18 protein-coding genes, 1 pseudogene and 1 riboswitch are annotated in these 22,700 nt (G+C 27.7%); of the genes and pseudogenes, 1 reads left to right on the top strand and 18 read right to left on the bottom strand.

All coding sequences use genetic code 11. The annotated features are described in order from the left end of the window. Positions 1-193: 193 nt before the first annotated feature. The 18 genes and pseudogenes from rfbB to T483_RS0123930 form a co-directional block, all read right to left on the bottom strand. Positions 194-1,261: a dTDP-glucose 4,6-dehydratase gene (gene rfbB / locus T483_RS0124015; RefSeq protein ID WP_026889106.1), complete on the bottom strand. Its 1,068-nt coding sequence runs from the start codon at positions 1,259-1,261 to the stop codon at positions 194-196. A gap of 181 nt (positions 1,262-1,442) precedes the next feature. After that, a pseudogene (rfbD, locus tag T483_RS29805) lies at positions 1,443-2,338 on the bottom strand (dTDP-4-dehydrorhamnose reductase). A gap of 21 nt (positions 2,339-2,359) precedes the next feature. Then, positions 2,360-2,935: a dTDP-4-dehydrorhamnose 3,5-epimerase gene (rfbC, locus tag T483_RS0124005; protein WP_026889105.1), complete on the bottom strand. Its 576-nt coding sequence runs from the start codon at positions 2,933-2,935 to the stop codon at positions 2,360-2,362. 12 nt (positions 2,936-2,947) lie between these two features. After that, positions 2,948-3,862 (bottom strand): glucose-1-phosphate thymidylyltransferase RfbA, encoded by a 915-nt coding sequence (rfbA, locus tag T483_RS0124000; protein ID WP_026889104.1) that lies wholly within the window; start codon positions 3,860-3,862, stop codon positions 2,948-2,950. 720 nt (positions 3,863-4,582) lie between these two features. Further along, a complete protein-coding gene (locus T483_RS0123995; RefSeq protein WP_026889103.1) occupies positions 4,583-5,545 on the bottom strand; it encodes a DUF6625 family protein in 963 nt (320 codons plus the stop codon). Between the two features lie 107 nt (positions 5,546-5,652). Then, on the bottom strand, positions 5,653-7,080 hold the full coding sequence (locus T483_RS0123990; protein ID WP_026889102.1) for a lipopolysaccharide biosynthesis protein: 1,428 nt from the start codon (positions 7,078-7,080) through the stop codon (positions 5,653-5,655). A gap of 68 nt (positions 7,081-7,148) precedes the next feature. Continuing rightward, on the bottom strand, positions 7,149-8,378 hold the full coding sequence (locus tag T483_RS0123985; protein ID WP_026889101.1) for an oligosaccharide repeat unit polymerase: 1,230 nt from the start codon (positions 8,376-8,378) through the stop codon (positions 7,149-7,151). Positions 8,379-8,619: 241 nt separating this feature from the next. Next, positions 8,620-9,801, bottom strand: a complete 1,182-nt coding sequence (locus tag T483_RS0123980) for a glycosyltransferase family 4 protein (protein WP_026889100.1) — start codon at positions 9,799-9,801, stop codon at positions 8,620-8,622. 300 nt (positions 9,802-10,101) lie between these two features. Then, the gene (locus T483_RS0123975; RefSeq protein ID WP_026889099.1) at positions 10,102-10,962 is read right to left on the bottom strand and encodes a beta-1,6-N-acetylglucosaminyltransferase; all 861 of its coding nucleotides are present in this window, start codon (positions 10,960-10,962) and stop codon (positions 10,102-10,104) included. 42 nt (positions 10,963-11,004) lie between these two features. Further along, on the bottom strand, positions 11,005-11,943 hold the full coding sequence (locus T483_RS29800; protein ID WP_051560560.1) for a glycosyltransferase family 2 protein: 939 nt from the start codon (positions 11,941-11,943) through the stop codon (positions 11,005-11,007). Positions 11,944-11,958: 15 nt separating this feature from the next. Further along, complete coding sequence (locus tag T483_RS29795) at positions 11,959-12,942, bottom strand: glycosyltransferase family 2 protein (protein WP_051560558.1); 984 nt, start codon at positions 12,940-12,942, stop codon at positions 11,959-11,961. A 6-nt stretch (positions 12,943-12,948) separates the two neighbouring features. Next, on the bottom strand, positions 12,949-14,100 hold the full coding sequence (locus tag T483_RS0123960; protein ID WP_026889098.1) for a glycosyltransferase family 4 protein: 1,152 nt from the start codon (positions 14,098-14,100) through the stop codon (positions 12,949-12,951). A 79-nt stretch (positions 14,101-14,179) separates the two neighbouring features. Continuing rightward, complete coding sequence (cps2T, locus tag T483_RS0123955) at positions 14,180-15,337, bottom strand: beta 1-4 rhamnosyltransferase Cps2T (protein WP_026889097.1); 1,158 nt, start codon at positions 15,335-15,337, stop codon at positions 14,180-14,182. A 19-nt stretch (positions 15,338-15,356) separates the two neighbouring features. Beyond that, the gene (locus T483_RS0123950; RefSeq protein WP_026889096.1) at positions 15,357-16,706 is read right to left on the bottom strand and encodes a UDP-glucose dehydrogenase family protein; all 1,350 of its coding nucleotides are present in this window, start codon (positions 16,704-16,706) and stop codon (positions 15,357-15,359) included. Between the two features lie 10 nt (positions 16,707-16,716). Further along, the gene (locus T483_RS0123945) at positions 16,717-17,388 is read right to left on the bottom strand and encodes a sugar transferase (protein ID WP_026889095.1); all 672 of its coding nucleotides are present in this window, start codon (positions 17,386-17,388) and stop codon (positions 16,717-16,719) included. A gap of 79 nt (positions 17,389-17,467) precedes the next feature. After that, a riboswitch (cyclic di-GMP riboswitch) is annotated at positions 17,468-17,550 on the bottom strand. An 89-nt stretch (positions 17,551-17,639) separates the two neighbouring features. Then, a complete protein-coding gene (locus T483_RS0123940) occupies positions 17,640-18,404 on the bottom strand; it encodes a tyrosine-protein phosphatase (RefSeq protein ID WP_080697139.1) in 765 nt (254 codons plus the stop codon). Between the two features lie 597 nt (positions 18,405-19,001). After that, positions 19,002-19,718: a CpsD/CapB family tyrosine-protein kinase gene (locus tag T483_RS0123935; protein WP_026889093.1), complete on the bottom strand. Its 717-nt coding sequence runs from the start codon at positions 19,716-19,718 to the stop codon at positions 19,002-19,004. 11 nt (positions 19,719-19,729) lie between these two features. Further along, on the bottom strand, positions 19,730-20,428 hold the full coding sequence (locus T483_RS0123930; protein ID WP_026889092.1) for a YveK family protein: 699 nt from the start codon (positions 20,426-20,428) through the stop codon (positions 19,730-19,732). Between the two features lie 539 nt (positions 20,429-20,967). Here T483_RS0123930 and T483_RS0123925 point away from each other — a divergent pair. Beyond that, entirely contained in the window at positions 20,968-22,677 is a 1,710-nt protein-coding gene (locus tag T483_RS0123925) for an ABC transporter ATP-binding protein (protein WP_026889091.1), read from the top strand. The last annotated feature ends 23 nt before the right edge of the window (positions 22,678-22,700 follow it).

Genomic DNA, 22,700 nt, shown 5'->3' with positions numbered 1-22,700 from the left:
AGATTACTCAATAGGTTTTCCAACCATCCATAATATTACTTAATTAAAATAGACAGCTTTTGATTTAGGTTTCCATCAGAATCTTTGTCTCCTATTGTGCTCTAGTTAGAAGTAGTTTCGTATGTTCACTCATTATAAATTTTCTGTCTTGATTGTACTTGATGATTTTCTTCACATTTTAATCTTCTTAATTTTACTTCACATCCTTCTTAAATATATACGTTTTCTCATAATATTTTTGATAATCACCTGATGTTACATTCTTCATCCATTTAGAATTATCTAAATACCATTTGATGGTTTTTTTGATCCCTACTTCAAAGGTAGTTTCAGGATACCATCCTAGTTCTGCCTTTATTTTATCAGGAGCTATTCCGTATCTTCTATCATGGCCTTTTCTGTCTTCAACATACTTAATTAAGTTTTCTGTTACTTCTTTATCCACATTTTCATTTATGTACGATATAACTGTTTTAACTATTTGTATATTTGTTCTTTCATTATGACCACCAACATTATAAACTTCTCCAAGTTTGCCGCTATTAATAACCATATCAATTGCTTTTGCATGATCTTCTACAAAAAGCCAATCTCTTATATTCATTCCATCTCCATATACAGGTAATTCCTTATGTTGTAGGCAATTATTAATTAATAGTGGAATTAGTTTTTCAGGAAATTGGAATGGTCCATAGTTATTTGAACATCTTGTTATATTTATAGGCATTTTATATGTATCATAATAAGCCTTAACCATTAAATCAGAACTTACTTTACTTGATGAATATGGACTATGAGGGTCTATTGGTGTTGTTTCCACAAAGAATCCTTCATCTCCTAAAGAGCCATAAACTTCATCGGTTGATACATGAAGAAATTTAACACCTTCTTTAAATCCATCTGTATTTTCCCAAGCTTCTTTTGCACAATTAAGCATATTAACTGTTCCGAGTACATTAGTCTTCACAAATATTTCTGGTTCCTTTATACTTCTGTCAACATGTGATTCTGCTGCAAAGTGAACAACATAATTAATATCATATTTCTCAAAAAGATTTGAGACTAATTCTTTATCACAAATATCTCCTTGAACAAATGTATGTCTTTTATCGTCTTCTATAGATTTAATATTTTCTAAATTGCCGGCATAAGTCAATTTATCCAAATTTATTATCTTAATATCTTTATATTTATTTAACATGTATAAAACAAAGTTTGAGCCTATAAATCCAGCTCCTCCAGTAACTAAATATGTTTTCATCACTATGACTCCTTTACTTATCTAACTTATCTGATGTCTAGCTCTTCTAATACTCCATAGTCCTTAAAAACAAAAGTGATTCACTGAAAAATGCAGATTGTACTTTTAGTATCTGCTTTTATTTAGGACGGAGTAAAGAATAGCACGACCCTAGATTAACTCAACTAAATTCAGATGGAGATTAAAACTCCCTCTGAATAAGTTTCGTTTTACCAATAAATGATTTTATAGCATCTTTCCAATCTCTCATATCATCGCCTACAGTACATCTTAGCATCATATTATCAAGAGATGAATATTCTGGTCTTTTTGCTGGAGTTTTATACTCTTCTGAAGTGCAAGGTTTAACTTCACATTTTTCGCCAGATAATTCAATTATCATTTTAGCAAAGTCGTACCATGTACATTCTCCCTTACCTGTACAATGATATACTCCATATTCTTCTATTTGTATTAATTTTAATATATGATAAGCTAAATCATTAGCATGAGTAGGATTACCCCTTTGATCATTTACTACATTTAGGCATTCTTTTTCTTTCCCAAGTCTTCTCATAGTATAAACAAAGTTATGGCCTACATAACCATAAAGCCAAGCTGTTCTTACTATGAAGTACTTTGAAGAAAGCTCTCTCACATAGTTTTCACCTAAAAGCTTAGTTTTTCCGTATACACTATATGGAGCTGTTAAATCATACTCAGTTAATGGCTTATTTCCGACTCCACTAAATACATAATCAGTTGATACCTGAACTAACTTAGCTCCAACTCCTTCAGATGCTATTGCTAAATTTCTAGGACCAATTGAATTAACTTTAAATGCAAAATCTTCATTACTTTCACATCCATCAACATTTGTTGCCGCTGCACAGTTAATTATTACATCTGGCTTTAAATCATTGATTTTATTTTTAACTTGTTCTAGATTAGTTATATCTAATTCATCCACATCTAGTGCTATAACTTCAGATTTTTTATAGTCTCTGAAACTTCACCTATTTCAGCTTTTCCACTTTTTATTATATCTAAAAGCTCATTACCTAATTGACCTTTTGATCCAGTTATTAATATTTTCATAAATCCATACTCCTTGAAATCCTACAATCTAAAATCTTCATAATCACTTAAATCTAAATCTTTAAGATTTGGATGATTTTTATCTTTTTCAGATAGAATTACATTTTCTATTACGTCCATTGGCCAGTCTATATTTATATCTGAATCATCCCACACAATTCCACCATCATACTCTGGAGCATAAAAATCTGTACATTTATAATTAAATACAGCTTCATCTGAAAGTACTAAAAATCCATGAGCAAAACCTTCTGGAATGTAAAATTGTTTTTTATTTTCTTCACTTAAAACAACACCTTCCCACTTGCCATAAGTAGAAGAGCCAGTTCTTAAATCAACAGCTACATCAAAAACCTCACCTTTAGTTACTCTAACAAGCTTACCTTGGCTATGTTTTCTTTGAAAATGAAGTCCTCTAAGTACTCCTTTACTAGATCTAGATTCATTATCTTGAACAAAATTCATATTAAGGCCAGCACCTGAAAAATCTTCCCTATTATAAGTTTCCATAAAATAACCTCTGTTATCTCCAAAAACTTTGGGTTCTATTATGTAAACTCCATCTATACTAGTCTTATTAAAACTAAAATTTCCCATCTCATTAGCTCCTTATATGTTTTTAGTTGCTGCAATTTCTGATTTAACCTTTTGTAGTTCCATTTCCTCTACTATGTCCATTAAATACTTACCATATCCAGTTTTCATTAATGGCTTAGCAAGTTCAATAACTTCTTCTGAGCTTATCCACCCTTTTCTATAAGCAATTTCTTCAAGGCAAGCTATATATGTTCCTTGAGTATTTTGAACAGCTTCAACAAAATTAGAAGCTTGAAGCATAGATGAATGAGTTCCTGTATCAAGCCATGCCATGCCTCGTCCTAATAATTGAACCTTTAAGGTTCCTTCTTCCATATAAGCTTTATTTAAATCTGTTATTTCCAATTCTCCTCTTGGAGACGGTTTTAATACTTTTGCCTTTTCAACTACTGAATTGTCATAAAAATACAGTCCCGGAACTGCATATTTAGACTTTGGTTTTTCCGGCTTTTCTTCTAAAGAAATAACTCTGCCTTCATCGTCAAATTCAACTACTCCAAAAGCCTTTGGATTTTGAACATAATAACCAAATACATATGCACCTTTTTCTAAACTTGCAGCATTTCTTAAATGCTCTGTAAAGCTTTGTCCATAGAAAATATTATCTCCAAGAACCATTGCTACATTATCATCACCAATAAATTTTTCTCCAATAATAAATGCTTCTGCAAGACCATTAGGATCTTCTTGAACTGCATATGAAATATTTAATCCTAATTCTTGTCCATCTTTAAATAGCTCTTTAAAATTAACTATATCCCTTGGTGTGGATATAATTAATATGTCTCTTATACCTGCAAGCATAAGTACGGACATTGGATAATAAATCATTGGTTTATCGTATATTGGTACCATTTGCTTTGACATTGCCTTTGTTACTGGATAAAGGCGGGTGCCTGAACCACCAGCTAGTACTATTCCTTTCATAATATCACTCCTCATTATAATTATAATATGAAATTATTTTCCGTGAACTCGCCATTTTACGCATTTCAATAGATAATAATTATCCTTTCTTAGAGTCGCTTTCATTTCTATAGATCTACATACTCAGTAATTACAATTCATTGAAATATGATCAAATATCTTTAATCAAACTTAATATTATAATATTTACATATGAAGAAATATAATCTATTAAATGGCACAGTATCATACGAAAATGTATTCATATATCTTTTCAACCACTCTACGCATTAATCAAGTTTTTAACCTTTAAATTTATTACTCTACCATTAAATTTATGTTGTTATAAATCATGTACTTTATATACTGATTTAACCGTAAAGTATGAAGCGAAAGTTGAACAAAATTCATATAGCCTAAGATTCACTTTTTTAAAAATATAAACTAAGTTCCTTATAACAAAGAACTATCAATAATAAAACTTTCAAAACACTACTCCAGCGTCTATTTATAAGAAATGTGTTTTGCCTAAAGCAAATTCATTTCATGAGTAACCTTATTAATTGCTATCTTAAAAAACTAGTTTATTTACTTTTAAAAATTTGCACTTTTAAATCTTTCATTAACTATCTCAAAATTAAAATCAGCTATGCTGTACTCATGGTCTACCTTTACTAAAACCAGCTATATATAAACTCTTTTATTATAAGGAGTATATCTTAAAATTAAAAGTTTAATATACTATTTATTTTTAACTATCATTTTTGGTATTAAGTATTGTCCCAATAGTTTTTTCACTTTTTTTATATAGAAATTAGCAAAATACTGAATGCCTTGTATTTTATTCAATCTGTTATAATTAAAAATTTCTTTATTATTTAAATCCATACCTGTAATAAACTTAAATGGTGCAATTAAAAATTTATTATCTATAATCTCATTTGCCTTGCAAATCTCTTTAAAGCTTCTTTTTTGAAAATGTATATAACCAAATTCTGATTTTTGTATTTCATTATTCTCTAAATATATCATATAAACTTTTCCATTGTCCCAAGCAAAAACTTGATCTTTATGATTATATTTTAACGGCCACGTTTCATATCTTTTTCTTTCCGGCATTATATCGGCGACATAGTAATCTGTTTGGAACTCTACTATATTTAAATCTATACATTTTTGAACCATTCCCTGCCATTCGTCAAATGCATAAAATTTGCTAGTAGTAAACACCTTTTCATAATCAAGTGATTTTTCAGTTTTAACTCGAAAAATATTTTTTGTATAAGAATTGTTTTTATAAAGTGTTAAATGCCCCATATTGAATATTTTTTCATACTTAGATGATATTAATTTGTTATTTATATATTTACTTAAATCTCCATAAATTATATCAGTATCAGTATATCCCCAATAATCATAATCTTGTATATACTCAGCAAACAAAAATCCATATGCAACTTTATAATCACATAATTTATACGCTGTATCTAAGCTAATTTTCATTTCTAATTTTTCCTCAAACATCTTTTTAATCTCAATTAAAGATGTATAAACAACTTTCACATTATCTGGATAATCATAACTTGTTTTATCATCTGTGAAAAAAATCCATGTAAATTCAGTATTATAACTACAAGACAATAAATATAAATCAAAATATCGGGGTAATTTTCCAAAATACGGAACTATAAAAATTGTTTTCATGTCGCACCTCTTTTCTTAATGGTTATTTATAATTGCTTTATGCTATTTCATTGAAAAATTAATTAAAAATAATAACTATTATTACTTCACAAGTAGCGCAAATCATATTATCTTATAATAAAAGTTTTTAATAACTTATATTCTTTAGTTACAATTAAAGCAATTAAATAAGTTATAATTCCTATTATTAATTTTACTAATGCACTAATAAACTCATTATCTATGTAAATTGGGGATGCTAATAAATACCCACATACCATAATAAGAGCAATTATTACTACATTCTTTATACTAAGCAAGAATTCACTAAATTTTTTTTTAAATACTTTAGTTATTAATACATAAAAACACTGTATAAAATTAAACCCAAATGAAATAACCAGCATTATTGCTAATATATTTAAGTCACTACTAACTACACCAATAATTATTGATATTATAGTAAAACATGCTGATATAAGACCAGTAGAAAATAATTTGTTTACATATCCAGTTGCTTGAAATATTGATCCAATACTAGATAAAACCATCTGCAAAACTATCGATATTGATAGTATTCTAAAAATAGGTATAGACATGTCCCAATTAGTGCCATATATTATACGTATAATTTCTCTTGAAGTAAAGAAACAATATACTGATATGAAAATCCCTATGTAAGCAAGAACTTTAACTATCTTTAAATATGTTTTGTAGATAATTTCAATTTGATTTTGATACTCTGATAGCACTGGGTGAAGTACTGGTGTTATGACATTTGTTAAATTTTGTACTGGATATAGCATTAGTTTATAAGATTTATCATAATATCCCAATGTTGATGATCCTAAATATTTTCCTATTAGTATATTATCTAGGTTTCTAGTAAAATAGTTTACAAAATTGAACAAAAATTGATAACTAGAATAACTTTTTATCTTTTTAATTGAGTTATAGGAATATCCTTTTTTAATTTTCATTTTGCAGAATATAAATGATATTATGAAATTAAACAAACTTTTTAAAATAGAATCAAATATCAATGAATAGTATGACCATCTATTTATTGCGAGTACTATAGTAATAATTCCCACACCAATATTAACAAATAAATTAATTAATCCTATTAATTTAAAATTTTGCTTTTTATATATTATGGCATTAGGTACTATATTGCATATAGAAAAAAATACAGAAAATGATAATAAAAATCCTAACTTTATATAAATTTCATTTGTATAAAAAAAAGCTATAATATATGAAAATAAGTAAAATCCAATTGAAATTACTAATGCTCCTGCTACTGAAAATTTAAATATATCTGATATTTCTTTATCACCTAAGAATTTATTCTGTATTATGGCAGGTCCAACTCCCATGTCTCCTAAAATGCTAAAAAATGATATAAATACAGTTATTATTGCAATTACGCCAAATTCCTCCGGCATTAATAATCTAGCCAACACTGAATTTATTATTAATTGCGTAATAACATTACTGTATTTTGCTATAAATGTTATTATTATTCCACTTTTTAGGTTTGACTTATTACTCACTTCAACCTCCTACTTTTTAATTACTACAACTTATGTAATGCATCACTCAATAATTATAAAAATATAATTTACTTATCTTTGGATGTCATATTTTTGCTAAAAAATAAATAATTAGACATATTAATCATAATAAATAATATAAGACATGACATTAACATGTGATCTTGGGCTAAAGCGATTCCATTATAAGTATTTATATCTACAAAAACAATCATATATCCCATCAGTATAAAATAGTGTTTTCTTCTCAAAAGTTTTATTAGGGGAATTGTAAAAATTACATATAATATTATCGTGAATAAGATTCCATATTCTAATGAGAACATTCTTGCAGGATATTCAAAAGCTGCTGATGCACCATTTACAATATTATTATATTTAAATGTAAATCCGCTTCCATATCCATTAAAAAACTTTATCGGAAAATAATCAAATGATGTAATTACTTCCCACATTTCATTCCTTCCTGTTGTTAATGATCCATTAAATCTTTCAATTGTAGTATTGAAAATACCGATATATAAAGCAATAAAACTCAACACTATTTGAAATATAAAAACTTTTTTATTATAGATATTTAAAACAAAAACACCTAAAATTATTAATACTAACCCAGTTTTACTTCCTGTTAATGCTATTCCAATAATTGAAATTAATGTTATAACTATTGGATTTAATATTGATTTAAAATATTTGTTATTTAAATTATTAATTATAAAAAATATCAAAAAAATTTCACAATTATATAATGGATGCCCCATAAATGAAAAATATCGAGTTTCTCCCATGCTATTAACCAATTCAGTAAATCCTATATCATTAAATAACTCAACTAATGTGCTAATGATTATGTGATTGTCCACAAAATCAATTACACCCAAAGCAAGTAATATTATTACAAATAAGTTAAATATCTTTAAAAACATTCGAAATATTTTAGGAAATTCTTCTACTTTTAATTTAAAATCCAACAAAATTAGTGGAAATACTATTTCTAGATAATAATTAATAATTACATATATACTGGAGCTTGTTATTAATTGAGTATTAGTATATATTAATGACAATATACATATTAATGTCAAAAACACTCTATTACCTTTCTCTAGATTTAATAAATAAATAATAAATAGTATAGATAGTGCTAATATACCTATTATATTAGTAGATCTTATATTTTGTCCTAATACAACACCTCTAATATAGTATGGAGTAACCCATAAACTTAATAATATAGTATATAGCAAATTATTAATTATACTTATGTTCTTTTGCTTAAATCCTACCCTTGTTATCATACAAATTCATCCTTTAACTATACATATGTTGTTTTGCTTGCATCGAATATCTATTTTTCATTAATGTTTCATTATATTATAAACTCTTTCTAGATTCCACTACCTGTATATTTCCTTATTTCACCTTAGACATGGCAAAATTTTATATATACTTTATAGCTTATATATTATTAGACCAATTTTTATCTCTGCATAAGATTGTACATTATAGAATTTATAAAATTAATTATATTTATTAATTTTATAAATTCTGTAAAATCCTATTCCATTCCTCATATATTTTTCTGATTGAAAAGTCTTTAGCTCTTATTACAGATTCCTTTCCTATTCTTTCCCTTTTTTCTTCATTTTCGATTAGGTCAATTATAGATTCTGCTAATTCATTAATATTACCACATTGAACTAAAATACCATTTTCATTTGGTTTATTAATTATTTCTTTAGGACCAGAGTTAGCAAATGCTATAACTGGTAATCCGCATTCCATCGCTTCTGTTATAACTAAACCAAATCCTTCCCATCTAGATGATGAAACAAGTATAGATGAATTCAAATAATATTCTTCTATTTTACTCGTAGATGGTTTTAACCTAATTTTACTATTCAATTTCAAATTGCAAATTAAATCATAAATATTGTCTCTATCCTCGCCATCTCCAACTATATATAATTTCCAATCATTATGAATTAGTGAGACTTTATAAAATGCCTTTATAAGTAAATCTAACCCTTTTTGCTCTTCAGCTAATCTTCCCACAAATACGATATTTTTTTCCTTGCAATTTGATTTTTTATAAGATGTAAAACTGCAAGGATTGTATATCCTTTCACTATCTATATTAAAATTTTTATCTATAAGGTATTTATCTTCATTAGTTAACACTATATATTTGTCCAAATTTTTTACAAACTTTTTAAAAAATTTATCTTGTTTCCAGTTATATCTATGAGGTGTATTAAAATATGCATCGTATGAATTGTGTTGCCATGCAATAGTTTTTGCTTTTAATTTATCTCCAATAATACTAAGAAGTAAACTATAGTCACCACCAATTCCCACTATTACATCATAATCTTTTGCATTGCAATAGTTTATAAACCTATTCTGAATCTCAATCGGATAATATGCCCCTATTAAGAATCCAGCACATTTCTCATTATCTAAAAATCCTATTTTACTATTTAACATCCTTAATAATCTTGAATATATTTTAGTCCATAGCTTTTTCTTAAATATATCATCTTTCACTATAACTTTTACTTCTTTATTTAAATTATATAATTCTCTATTTATCATATAATCACCATTAGTACATAATATGGTGATATTGTGTTCATTAACTAACTCGCTAGCTATGACAGATACAACCCTTTGGACTCCACCCAAATCAAAAATAGTAGATGTTAGAAAACAAATGTTCATATTCTCTCCTATGTATTACATTATTTTATTTTTAAATTATTATTAAATAATTTAAGTTATCATTCACCATTAATTTGCTAAACACTTTTCATATGTTACATTTCGTAAAAATAAAATTAACCATACTTCTCCATATAAATTACCTTGAATATTCTTTTCAAAACATGGCATTAAAATTCAGCTGATTTGAGCTTATAATATGCACATTCACTTAAAAGCAATTCTTTCATCTTCAGCATTGTTTAATTTATTAATATAATAATTTATATTTCTTGTTTTTAAATCTATAGTCAAATATTTTTATAATATAAATTCATTTATGTAGTAATTAATATCCAATTTATTATTAAATTTTCTTGCGAATAGACACTCAGACTCTTTCATTTTTTTAAAGTCAGTTTCGTCTAAAGTCCTTGGATAATCTGGGCCCGTTTTCCAATCAATATATCTAAGTGCTTGAAAACAAATATTGGATTTATCATTTGCTTGATATATATTCTCTTTATATTTAGAATTAAATATAATTGTATGAAAGAATACCTCATCACAACAAAATGATTGTTTAAAGGCATCAATATACCATTTATTTACATCAATATATTCTAATATGTAATTCCTTAGCTCTTCAGTTATTCCAAACCAATTAGTACCTTTATAAAGCTTAGGAAGCCTATCTAATAGTTCATTTTCAGGTAAATACTTATATATAATCTTTTTTATAATACGATTTATAAAGTTATTATTTTTGCTATAATATACATTACTATATAATTTTTTTACTCTTTTATTAATTTCTTCTTGGGAAAAATGTATATCTAGTGCTACATATTCTTTATTCTTATTGTTGGTTAATGTTTCTTTTATTTTGCTATCACTTCTTAATGGTAAACAATCTCCCGATAATAAAAATATATAATCATATCTTTTATGTTTTGTATTTTCTAACAAATTAATTGTTGCCTCTACTTGACTAAAACTCCCCCATTTTACATCTATTCTCTCGTCTATAAATGTAACCTTATCTTTTATTGCAAAAAACTCTTTTATATTACTTTTCAAGTCTACATGTATATATATATCATTATTATTAAATAATAAATCTACAGTTTGTTTCAATATTTTTGTATACTTGTGGCATATAATGCAATAAGCTATTTTCATAATACTTATAAACTCCCTTATATATTTTTGTTCCATATTATATTAATTAGTGCTATGAAAAAGTGAATTTTTTTTCTTAGAATAATATTTCTTTACGCGTATAAATAAATCGCTTCCTAGAAACGTTAATATACAATTCTTTATTGCTTTTCTATTTGCTAAATCTAATCTTAAAGCATTACTATAATATATTTTAGCATTTTCAAAATCATTAAAATTGCTATATATTTGTGCTATTGTTACGCATTGTTCAGCTATAATTTTATTTATCATTTTTTTATTAAAATCTTCACTAAGTATACTTTTAACTTCTTCCATAATATACAAGTGACCATTAATTGCATTATTTTTATTTCCAGAAATGCTTTCTGGATGAATATAATATTTAGTCAACGGTTCTGCTAACCTATATGGTCTATAATTTCTTGCCAATCTAATATAAAAGTCCCAATCTTGACAACTTGGCAAACTCTCATTAAATCCATTAATTTTAGAAAAAGCTTCTTTAGTAACTACAATTGAAGAAGTTCCTCCAATAATATTGTTTCTTAATAACTTAAGATAACTATTATCCCAATCCTCTCTTTCTTTTATATATTCTTTTTTATTTATCTCGTTTATAAAATAAACATCTGTATAAATCATTGCTACATCTTTTTTTTCATTAAATATCCTAATACATTTCTCTATTTTATCTTTTGCTAACTCATCATCACTATCTAGAAAAGCAATTATGTCTCCATTTGAATTTCTTACTCCAGTATTTCTTGCAGCTGATCCGCCCTTATTCACACTATGTTTTATATATTTTATGTTGCTGTAGTTTTTAGTGTAAGTTTCTACAATATTTGAAGTTTCATCTCTAGAATTATCATCCACAACAATTATCTCAATATCCTTATATGTTTGTTGTATTGCACTTTCTATCGCTCTAGAAATACATTTTGCTCTATTATAAGTTGGTATAATTATACTAACCATGAAAAACACTCCTTATTATTTTAATATTGTTACTATTTTTTTTAGAACAGGTAAAATACCAATCTTAAAAAGAATGTAATTTTTCTTATATTTAAATGGTATATATTTATTAATTATTATTTCTAACAAGTTGTATTTCTGGAATCCATTATACACTTCCTTATAATCTTTATAAATTTCTTTATTAGTAAAATTCTTCTGCCTTATATATAAATCTAGACTAGTATTCAATGAAATAATATTAAAAGCCATTAATAAATTATTATCATAAAACTCTCCATTTATAAATTTATTGCTTACTTTTTCAACTGCTAAATTGAAATCATTTATATGCTTCAAACTCACTTTACTAGTTATATTATTTTCTCTTTGCCTATAAATATAGAACGGCTTTGTAATTACTTTAGCTTTCTTACACCTTAACGCTATATTATACATGGTAAACATATCCTCGTAATACACGCCTTCTTCATATTTAATACCATCAAATAATTCTCGTTTATAAATTTTATTCCAAGCAAAGCATTGTATTTTTCTGCTAAGAATATGTTTAATTAATTCTTTTCTTGCTATGATATTTTCTTCATTAATAATATTTTCTATAATTCTTTGCTTTTTACTCTCTTCATAATACATTTTAACTGCACAAATAATTAAATCTAAATCATCACCCATAGCAACACTTAACATTTCTTTATACATATCCTTTAATATGTAATCATCACTATCTACAAATCCTATATATCTCCCCCGTGCATGTCTTATCCCTTCATTTCTTGCTGCCCCTAATCCTTTGTTCCGCTGAGAGATCAATCTAATATTAGCATACTTTCTATTATACTCCTCACATATTCGTCCACTATTATCTGTAGAACCATCATTTACCATAATAATTTCAATTGAATCTAATGTTTGATTAATTACACTATCCAAACAATTTCTTAAATACTTTTCTACATTATATATGGGAATAATTATGCTCAATTCTATATTTTCCATTTAAATTCACACTTTTCCTTCATATATATCTTCAAAATTTTTTATATAACTAATTAAAGAAAACATCTGCATTTGCCTAGTTAATGAGTTCTTCCCAAAATCCTTTCTCAACTTCCCGTCATCAACTAGAATATTTATTTTATCCGCTAAATCTTTTGTATTTCTCACATCAGCCAATAAACCATTATCATTTTCCTTTACCATTTCACATATGCCACCATGCCTATAACCTACTATCGGCGTTCCAGTTGCCATTGCCTCTAAAACTACTGTTGGTAGTGGATCTGGATTGATACTTGGTAGTACAAATACATCGTAAAGTGAATGTATATTTTTACTATCATTTCTATAATCGCTGAATATTATCCTATCTGAGTTTTCCATAGATTTTATTTTTTTCTTTATTTCCTTAACTCTCCATTCCTCTCCTTCAAACACACCTCCAACTAACATTGCATAAACATTCTTATTTCTCTTTAATACAAAATCAATTGCTTCTAAAAAATCTGGTTGGCCTTTCCACGCATTTACTCTGCCAATCATACCAACTATAATATTATCATCTGGTATATTAAATTCTTCTTTTATATATTCCTTATCATTTCGAGGATTAAAAATTTTGTTATCCACTCCGTTGTAAATTACTTTTATGTCATTTTTAAAATAACCTGTACTTTCTAAATGTTCTTTTACTGCCTTAGAAACAGTTACTACATAATTCCCATACTTAGATATTAGAAAACTTAAAAATTTGTGTACAATTCTAGGATTAACTATTATCTCATGTATATGCCATATTTGTTGTATTTTTAATTTTCTCTTTATATATATGCCTTCTAAAACTGCCGCTGTATTTGTATGAACTATCTGTATATTTTTCTCAATTGATATTTTAGATATTATTTTTGAATATTTTATATAATCATTAATGTATCTCAATACTCCAATAGGTGTAAAAAACTTTCTCCTTAATATCGGATATGGTATAATATCAACTTCAATCTCGTTTTCTTTTAATTTTGCAACTAATGGTCCATCGCATGGTAATATAACATATGGCTTAAATTTCCTCTTATCTATATTTTTTAGTAATTCTAGTAAAACAATATCAGCTCCATATAATTCCGCTCCAGCATGTAAATATAATATTCGCTTCATATAATAACATCCTTATTAATATTTTGTTCATATATAAAACTATGCAGATACCTAAATAATTTTATATAATTTTAATTTTTCAGCCTACCACAAAAATCTTTTCATAATCATTAATTATTTTATTCCATGTATACTCTTTATTAATTCGTTGTTTCGCATTATTTCCATAAACAGTAGCGGCAACTTCATCATATGTTTCCAAATTATTAATTAATACTGCTAAATTCCCACTTTCTTTCGTGAAATATAAGGCTCCATCTTCCCCAACTTCTCTATTAAATCCAACATCCAATAAAAGATTCAAATCAGTCGTAGCTAGCGCTTCTAAAAGAGATGGATTGGTTCCTCCAACCTCATGCCCATGTAAATATCCATATGCATTTTCTCTAATCTTCTTTAATAATTCTTGATTATAAACAGTACCAACAAACTTTATTCTTTCGTCTTTATCGAAACTTGTTTTCTTTCTTAATTCTTCATAAAATTTATTTTTCTCTACATTGGTTATTAAAACAAAGTCTTTACTTGTGCTTGATTTCATGAATTCAGTTATCATAGTTTCATAATTATTTTCAGGAACAAATCTACCAACAACTAAATAGTATTCCTTCTTCGTAACACTTTTTTCTTTGTACCATTCAAGTAAATTAGAATCATCATCAGATAATTTTGATTTTTCCATATCTGCTCCATAAGCTATAAATGTTGTTTTAGGATTATATTGCTTATAATCCTCTTTTATATATTTTTCAATATTCTTTGAATCGCATACTAATAAATCTGCATGTTTAACCATGCATTTCTCAGATATCTTCCAATATTGTCTTATAGCTTTATTCCATTTTGCTCTTTTCCACTCATGTCCATCTGGGTTAACAATTAAAGTTCCGCCTAATTTTTTTAATTCTTTTTTATAATGACCGACAAATGGTCCTATTCTACAAGCTAAAATATATACTATCGAATTTCTTATTTTGTTTGCTTTTATATAATTAATACTTTTTTTTAATGCCTCTATATCATAATAAACTGCTTTTGCTGGACCTATATTAGGCACTTTTACATTAAAACATCTTGCTCCATTATGTTCAAATTCCTTAGAATTATCTGATAAACAGGAAACATGATACTTTATTTCTTTAATTTTTTGTCCTTCTGTCAACTTTTCAACGAAGGTCTCAAATCCCCCATATTTTGCTGGTATACCCTTTGAACCTATGATAAATACATGTTTCATTATTTAAAATCCCCTTATATTACTCTAATGTCGTTGCAACTTCTCCATTCAAATCACTTTCTAAATTTAAAATAGCTTGTCTTCCAACAGAATGGTATTCTACTCCAAATTTCTCTACCTCATTTATTGCATAACAATTTCTCCCATCAAACACAACAGGAGTCTTCATTAACTCTACATATACATTTAAATCTACTTCTTTTATTTCATCCCATTCTGTAAATATAAATGCAACATCTGCATCTTTTAATGTTTCTTCTGGTGTATTTACGTATTCTATTTGATTTGGATAAACTTTCTTAAAATTATCAATTCCTACTGGGTCATAGGCCACTATTTCTGCGCCTTCATCTAATAATCTTCTAACATTAGGAATTGATGGAGCTTCTCTTAAATCATCAGTTCCCGGTTTAAATGTCAAGCCTAAGACTGCTACTTTTAATCCTTTTAGAGAACCAAATCTTTGTTTTGCCGCTCTAAATAATTTATATTTCTGATTCTGGTTCACTTCAATTGTAGCTTTTATTGTTTTTAGTTCGTATCCATTGTCATTGGCTAACCAATGAAGTGCCTTTGTATCTTTAGGAAAACATGAGCCACCATATCCTATTCCTGCTTTTAAGAATTTATCTCCTATTCTTGGATCAAAACTCATTCCTTTAGCTACATCTTCTACATCCGCTCCAACTATTTCACAGAAGTTAGCTATTTCGTTCATAAAAGAAATCTTAAGTGCCAGAAAATCATTTGAAGCATACTTTATCATTTCTGCACTTCTTCTATTTGTCACTACTATTGGCTGATTATATCTTTCATAAACTTCTCTTAAAATATTTTCTGCTTTTTTTGATTCAACACCAATTACTATTCTTTTAGCATGTAACGTATCTACAACTGCTGTCCCTTGAGCTAAAAATTCTGGGTTTGATGCCACTTCCACATGAACACTATTCTTCGCATTTTCTTTTAAAAACACCTCAACCTTATCATTAGTACCTATTGGCACTGTTGATTTAACTACTACTAAGCAATCTTTTTCTACATTATCTGCTATTTGCTTGCAAACGTTAAACACATAATCTAAGTTAGCTGAACCATCTTCTCTTTCTGGAGTACCGACTCCTATAAATACTAAATCAGCATCCTTATATGCATTGATGTAATCTGTTGTGAAATCTAATCTTCCTTCATCATGGTTTCTTTTTAAAAGTTCATCTAATCCTGGCTCATATATAGGTGAAATTCCTTGTTTCATCTTTTCAACCTTTGTCTCATCAATATCTACACAAGTCACACTGTGCCCAACTTCCGAAAGACATGCTCCTGTAACCAATCCTACATATCCTGTCCCTGCTACTACTATTTTCATATTACTTCCCCTATCTTGCATGTTCATCACCAAAAAACACCCCAAATGTTTTTAAAACTAACTTTATGTCAACTAGAGTATTTCTCTCTCTAACATACTTAACATCTAATCTCATCCAGTCTTCAAATCCAATATCGCTTCTTCCAGACACCTGCCAATAACAAGTAAGACCCGGCTTAACAGTTAATCTTTCCATCATCCAGCCCTCAAATTTCACTACTTCTTTGGGCAGTGATGGCCTCGGCCCAACTAAACTCATTTCACCCTTTAAAACATTAACTAATTGAGGCAGTTCATCTATACTTGTTTTTCTTATGAATCTCCCTACCTTAGTTACCCTTGGATCTTCTTTCATTTTAAACATTGGTCCAGTCATTTCATTTTTAGCTCTTAGCTTGTCCTTTAGTTCTTCTGCATTGACCACCATAGATCTAAATTTATACATCCTGAATTTTTTGCCATTTCTTCCGACTCTCTCTTGTGAAAAGATAGAGTTTCCTTCAGATTCTAATCTGATTAAAATGGCCACAACTAAAAATATTGGGCTTAAAATTATAAGTCCAATAGATGAACAAACCACATCCATAGTTCTCTTTAAAAAACAATATCCTATTCTGACGTCTTCTGTTTCTAGTTGTTCTTTAAACAAAACTTCCTCACTGTTAAATTCTAACTGCTGCATACTACTCCCCCCTAAAACTCATTATCACCAAACGAACAATTTTTCCCCTTATTATTCACAAAAAGCAACCAACCTTAACACAAATTAAAGCCGGTTGCACTAATAACTCACCATATATAAAGTGCCCAGATAAACATATGGATCAGCGTTTCTCTGTCTCAGATTATACCACATAATTAATAATTTGTTAATATATATTCGACAATCCATACTATGAAATTTATTCCATTCTTAGACATGAAATAATGGTTTTATCTCTTTAAAAACCAAAATATCGATTTTTTTTCTTTAATTTTCTCTCCTAGAAACTTCGCTTCTCCATTATTCAGGATTTTTTCAGAGCTTTCTTTAAATATATTCTTAATGGTGCTTTTATTTATTAAATCCAAAGCCGTACTAAGACCAGTATTTCTTCTATTAATATTATGAGCATCTGAACCTATAAAGTTATATATACCATTATCTAGAAGTATATTAGCTGTCTTTTGAATCTTTTCTCCGAATCTCCCATCTATACTCCCTGCATTTACCTGAAACAAATAACCTTCATTAATAAACTTATTAATATTTTTAGGATCTTCTATAATAGGAATGTACCTTTCTGGATGCGCAATTACTGGAACTATATTTCTTACTTGAAGCTCATAAAGTGTATCAAATATACTTTCATCAAACTTTCTCATCGGAAATTCAACAAGCATATATCTAGAATCATTTAGAGTTCCAATATTTCCTTGCATATAGTATTCTATTATCTTTTCAGTATAATAGACTTCCTGACCACTATATATCTTTATATCTATGTTCTCTTTTCCTAAAATATTATTAATTTCTTTCACATAATTCTTAACTTCATCAATTGTAGCTTCTCCATACTCAAGTAAATAATGAGGAGTAGCTACAATTTCTTTAACGCCATCTTTTTCCGCATTTCTAAGCATTTCCAAAGTCATTTCCATATCCTTAGATCCATCATCAATCCCAGGTATTATATGCGAATGAATATCTACTATCATAACTATCCCTCTCCTCTAAAATAAAAAAATCAATCATCAAAAAAAGACATCTATTAACACTCAATTCCAAATCATATAACAACTATTCGCTCCCAGTAGATATCTATATTCTAAGCTCGCTCATATCGGAAGTATTCCAATAGAGATAAAATCACTATTCTTCACTTAATTCTAGATTATATACAATTTATTCACAAGATATCTAACTTCCCAAACTATACCTATTAATGAAATATACTCTATACCAGAAATAAAGATCTTGCTTTTGTGGAAGCGTTACATTAGAGGCTAAACTGTAATTATATATCCAATTTAAACCTCTGACTTATTAGATAAACAAATCTGCTAGAACTTTAAATTCATGTCTTTACTAGAAATTATAAATATATTTGTGGAGAAAATATTTGAAAATGAGCTGTTAAAGGTTCTTAGCTGTAGGTTGTTCCATTTTAGCTTGTCACACTAAAAGTGGGAACATGCTAAATTGGATACAACCTGCTGCTTAGAACCTTCAGCGATATTTTCATAGTTTTTCGGAATCAAAATATTTATAATTTCGGTAAGTTATGACATAAATCTAAGTTCAAATTTGGATATCTACTTACCTTCTTCACTGCTTCCGTAATAGTAGTAGTATTTACCTCTAGTATTTTCTACTGCATGAAGTACAGTCCCTAATATATTAGCTCCAACTTTAGTTAATAAATTCTTTGCCTCAATTACTGATTCTCTACTTGTTCTTTGTGCTCTTACAACAAGTATGGTTCCATCTGCTTTTGTAGAAAGTATTTGAGCATCTGTAACTGCTTGAAGTGGTGCACTATCTAAAATTACTATATCGTATTTTTCTCCTAACTTTTGTATTAAATTAGTCATAGCAGTTGAAGATAACATTTCTGATGGATTAGGTGGAATCTTACCAGATGTTAATATATCAAGGTTTTCGTTACGATTTTGTATCACCTTATATAAATCTTCTTTTCCTATAAGAACTTCTGACAAACCGCTTAAGTTTGATAGTTTAAAATTCTTATGAACTGAAGGCTTTCTCAGATCACAATCAACTATTATAACTCTCTTTTCATTTTGAGCAAAAGATAATGCAAGATTCCCTGACACGGTAGACTTTCCTTCTGCTGCTTCCGCACTAGTAATTACAATAGTTTTAATTGTTTTATCAAAGGATGAATACTGAATGTTTGTCCTTAATGTTCTATACGCTTCTGATACTATTGATTTTGGCTTTTTCTCAACTACAAAACCTTTATATTCTTGATTTTCTACTGCTTTATGTAATCTCTTTGCTGAAAACATCTTTTATCCCCCTATTCCAAATCATCAGGAATTGCACCGATAACAGGAACTCCTAATATTTGTTCTAATTGTTCTTTGCTCTTAAATGTATTATCTAAAAATTCTAATAAAAATGCTAACCCAACGCTTATCATAAGTCCAAGTAAAAATGCAATAGCAATATTTAATTTCTTATTAGGGCTAGCTGGATTTTCAGGCAATTCTGCTGGCTCTACTATTTTTACATTACCATTTGGTATAAGATCTGTAGATGTTTTTATAAACTGGTTTGTTACAGAATCTAATACTTCTTTACTTAAATTTCTATCCTTGCTTATGTATTTTATTTCTAAAATCTGAGTATTTGCTGCTGGTGTAACAGTTAAGTCTTCAAGAACATCTTTAGAAATCAAATGAAATCCTTCAGCATCAATAGCTTTTTCAACTAGAGCATTAGTTTTTATAACTTCTGCATAAGTTTTTAATAATTGCTGATACATCTGAATATCACTATTATTATAATTTTGATCCTTACTATCTGTCTTTTCTTTACCTATAAATACCTTTGTGCTTGCTTCATACTTTGGTGCAATCACAAAAAAACTAATAATTCCGGCTGTTAATGTTGCAAGTAAAGTTATTGAAAGTATCATCTTCCATCTTTTTAATAATATATTTATTATTTCTTCAATCCTAATGGACTCTTCAATTCTTATGTTTTCTTCGTTCATTTGTCAAACTCCCTATAATTTCTATTTTTAAATGCATGTCCTAAAAGTTTTTTCTAAGTTTTAATCATTATTTTAAATAATAATCAGCAAATGTTTAATCTAAAATTACACACATCATTAATTTCATTAATCTTCTCAACAAAATCTTCCCCCTAAATAGTTAATTAAATTTAATAACATCACTATTTAACATTATATCATAATTTTTTCTTATATTATACTTAGTATTTAAATTAGACAAAATAAAACAAAATATGTAACTAATTTACTTTATTATAACGGTCTAACTATCAATATTCGCATTTTAGTAAAAATTATCAACTACAATTTCAATCACCACTTTAAATATAGAATATTTCACTTGAATGAGATTATCTATATGCCCTTTTACTGTTTACATATTTTACTATATATGATAAAATTATTAAATACCCCTTTACTCTTGCTTATAAAATATTTATTTGTATTATCCTAAATTCTAAATAACTTACCTGTAAAAAAGGAGGGACAAGTTGTTATTCTATAGCAACTAATATTTAATGAAAAAGATTTTTAGAAACATTTGCTGGATCTATGATAAATGTAAATCTTCATTTTTATGGATTTCACTTATAATCTTAATTGGCTCTATTCTTTCAGTCCTTACTGTAGGTAGATCATTAGTAGTAAAATCCCTAATTGACTCTTCAACTCAAAACATTAAAGCCGAAACTGTAAAATGGGTAATAATTCTTGGGATATTACTATTATCTAATATAATTTTAAATTCTATTAATACAATTGTATCTTCCTATGTCTGTGAAAGTGTAAGAAATAAGCTGCAAGGCAAACTATATAATCACATAATTTATAGTAAATGGATGGAACATAATAAATATCATAGCGTTGAATTGCTTACCCGCATAACTAATGATGTTAATACTATAACAAGCACGATCACAAGTACTATTCCTTCAATTATTTCCCTACTAGTAATGCTATTCTCGTCATTCATTGCTCTCCTATCAATATCCCCAATAATGTCTGTAATTTCTATTGGTATATTCCCCATCTTAATATTACTAAGTAAAGTATACGGTAAGAAACTAAGCTACTTCTATACAGAAATTCAAAAAAAGGAAACTCTTTATAATCGCTTTTTGCAAGAAAGCTTTAATAATATCCTCATCGTAAAAAGTTTTTGCTTGGAAAACAATAGATCTAAGGATTTAGCTAAGATTCAATCTGAAAAATTAAATCTTTCAATAAAGAAAAGCTATTTTTCAGCCATATCTAATGGCTTTTTAGCATTGAGCTCTATGTTAGGATATTTTGTTGTTTTTATTTGGGGAACAGTTAGCCTTTCAATTAGTGGTGTATCAGCTTTTGGAGACTTAACCGCTATGCTTCAGTTATTTTCAAATATACAAATTCCTATCTATGGTTTATCTAGTTCTTTTCCTCAACTTGTATCAGCATTATCAGCAGCAGACAGATTGATTGAGCTAGAAAATATGACTTTAGAAATTCCTAATAACGAAGCAATAAAGAATGATATACATATAACTCCTTATATTGAGAATGACTATACTAAATCTACTGCTTATTTAAATACTAAAATTTATTTTGAAAATGTAGACTTTGGTTATGTTTCGACTTCTACTATTTTAGAAAACATCTCCGTTTCAATAAACTATGGTGAAACAATTGCTCTTATAGGCCCTTCTGGCGAAGGTAAAACTACATTAATAAGGCTTTTATTATGTTTGATTTACCCAAGCAAAGGAAATATATATATTAATGAAGAAATTTTAAATACAAATCATAGAAATTTGATTTCTTATGTTCCTCAAGGGAATACTTTATTCTCTGGTAGTATTTTAGAAAATTTAAAATTTGGTAATCCTGAGGCAACTAAAAATCAGATTCTCGAAGCATTAAATATGTCTTCTTCATTAGATTTCGTTAATTCATTACCAAACAAATTGAATACCCTTATAGGAGAAAGAGGAATTGGATTATCAGAAGGACAAGCGCAGCGTTTAGCTATTGCTAGAGCATTTTTAAGAAAAAGACCAATTCTTATCCTAGACGAAGCGACTTCCTCATTGGATTCAGAGACTGAATTAAACATATTAAATCAAGTTAAAAACCTAATTCCTAAACCTATATGTATAATAATTACTCATAGACCATCTGCACTTTCAATTTGCGATAAGATATATAAATTAGAAAATTCCACCCTTACTCTGTGCACTTCTTATCGATAGATTACAACTATTTATATAAATAA

The sequence above is a fragment of the Clostridium beijerinckii HUN142 genome (assembly GCF_000621745.1).
GTDB classification, from domain to species: Bacteria; Bacillota; Clostridia; order Clostridiales; family Clostridiaceae; genus Clostridium; species Clostridium beijerinckii_A.
The sequence above is the reverse complement of the archived record's forward strand: the minus strand, read 5'-3'. Positions and strand labels throughout refer to the sequence as shown.

What these genes read in the sequence shown, in the direction of transcription:
- T483_RS0123975 (WP_026889099.1), bottom strand. Translation starts at nt 10,962, where the DNA reads ATGAAAATAGCTTATTGCATTATATGCCACAAGTATACAAAAATATTG.
- rfbC (WP_026889105.1), bottom strand. Translation starts at nt 2,935, where the DNA reads ATGGGAAATTTTAGTTTTAATAAGACTAGTATAGATGGAGTTTACATA.
- T483_RS0123930 (WP_026889092.1), bottom strand. Translation starts at nt 20,428, where the DNA reads ATGAACGAAGAAAACATAAGAATTGAAGAGTCCATTAGGATTGAAGAA.
- T483_RS29800 (WP_051560560.1), bottom strand. Translation starts at nt 11,943, where the DNA reads ATGGTTAGTATAATTATACCAACTTATAATAGAGCAAAATGTATTTCT.
- cps2T (WP_026889097.1), bottom strand. Translation starts at nt 15,337, where the DNA reads ATGAAACATGTATTTATCATAGGTTCAAAGGGTATACCAGCAAAATAT.
- T483_RS0123945 (WP_026889095.1), bottom strand. Translation starts at nt 17,388, where the DNA reads ATGCAGCAGTTAGAATTTAACAGTGAGGAAGTTTTGTTTAAAGAACAA.
- rfbA (WP_026889104.1), bottom strand. Translation starts at nt 3,862, where the DNA reads ATGAAAGGAATAGTACTAGCTGGTGGTTCAGGCACCCGCCTTTATCCA.
- T483_RS0123980 (WP_026889100.1), bottom strand. Translation starts at nt 9,801, where the DNA reads ATGAACATTTGTTTTCTAACATCTACTATTTTTGATTTGGGTGGAGTC.
- T483_RS0123935 (WP_026889093.1), bottom strand. Translation starts at nt 19,718, where the DNA reads ATGTTTTCAGCAAAGAGATTACATAAAGCAGTAGAAAATCAAGAATAT.
- T483_RS0123995 (WP_026889103.1), bottom strand. Translation starts at nt 5,545, where the DNA reads ATGAAAACAATTTTTATAGTTCCGTATTTTGGAAAATTACCCCGATAT.
- T483_RS29795 (WP_051560558.1), bottom strand. Translation starts at nt 12,942, where the DNA reads ATGGAAAATATAGAATTGAGCATAATTATTCCCATATATAATGTAGAA.
- T483_RS0123940 (WP_080697139.1), bottom strand. Translation starts at nt 18,404, where the DNA reads ATGATAGTAGATATTCATTCGCATATAATACCTGGGATTGATGATGGA.
- rfbB (WP_026889106.1), bottom strand. Translation starts at nt 1,261, where the DNA reads ATGAAAACATATTTAGTTACTGGAGGAGCTGGATTTATAGGCTCAAAC.
- T483_RS0123960 (WP_026889098.1), bottom strand. Translation starts at nt 14,100, where the DNA reads ATGAAGCGAATATTATATTTACATGCTGGAGCGGAATTATATGGAGCT.
- T483_RS0123985 (WP_026889101.1), bottom strand. Translation starts at nt 8,378, where the DNA reads ATGATAACAAGGGTAGGATTTAAGCAAAAGAACATAAGTATAATTAAT.
- T483_RS0123925 (WP_026889091.1), top strand. Translation starts at nt 20,968, where the DNA reads ATGAAAAAGATTTTTAGAAACATTTGCTGGATCTATGATAAATGTAAA.
- T483_RS0123950 (WP_026889096.1), bottom strand. Translation starts at nt 16,706, where the DNA reads ATGAAAATAGTAGTAGCAGGGACAGGATATGTAGGATTGGTTACAGGA.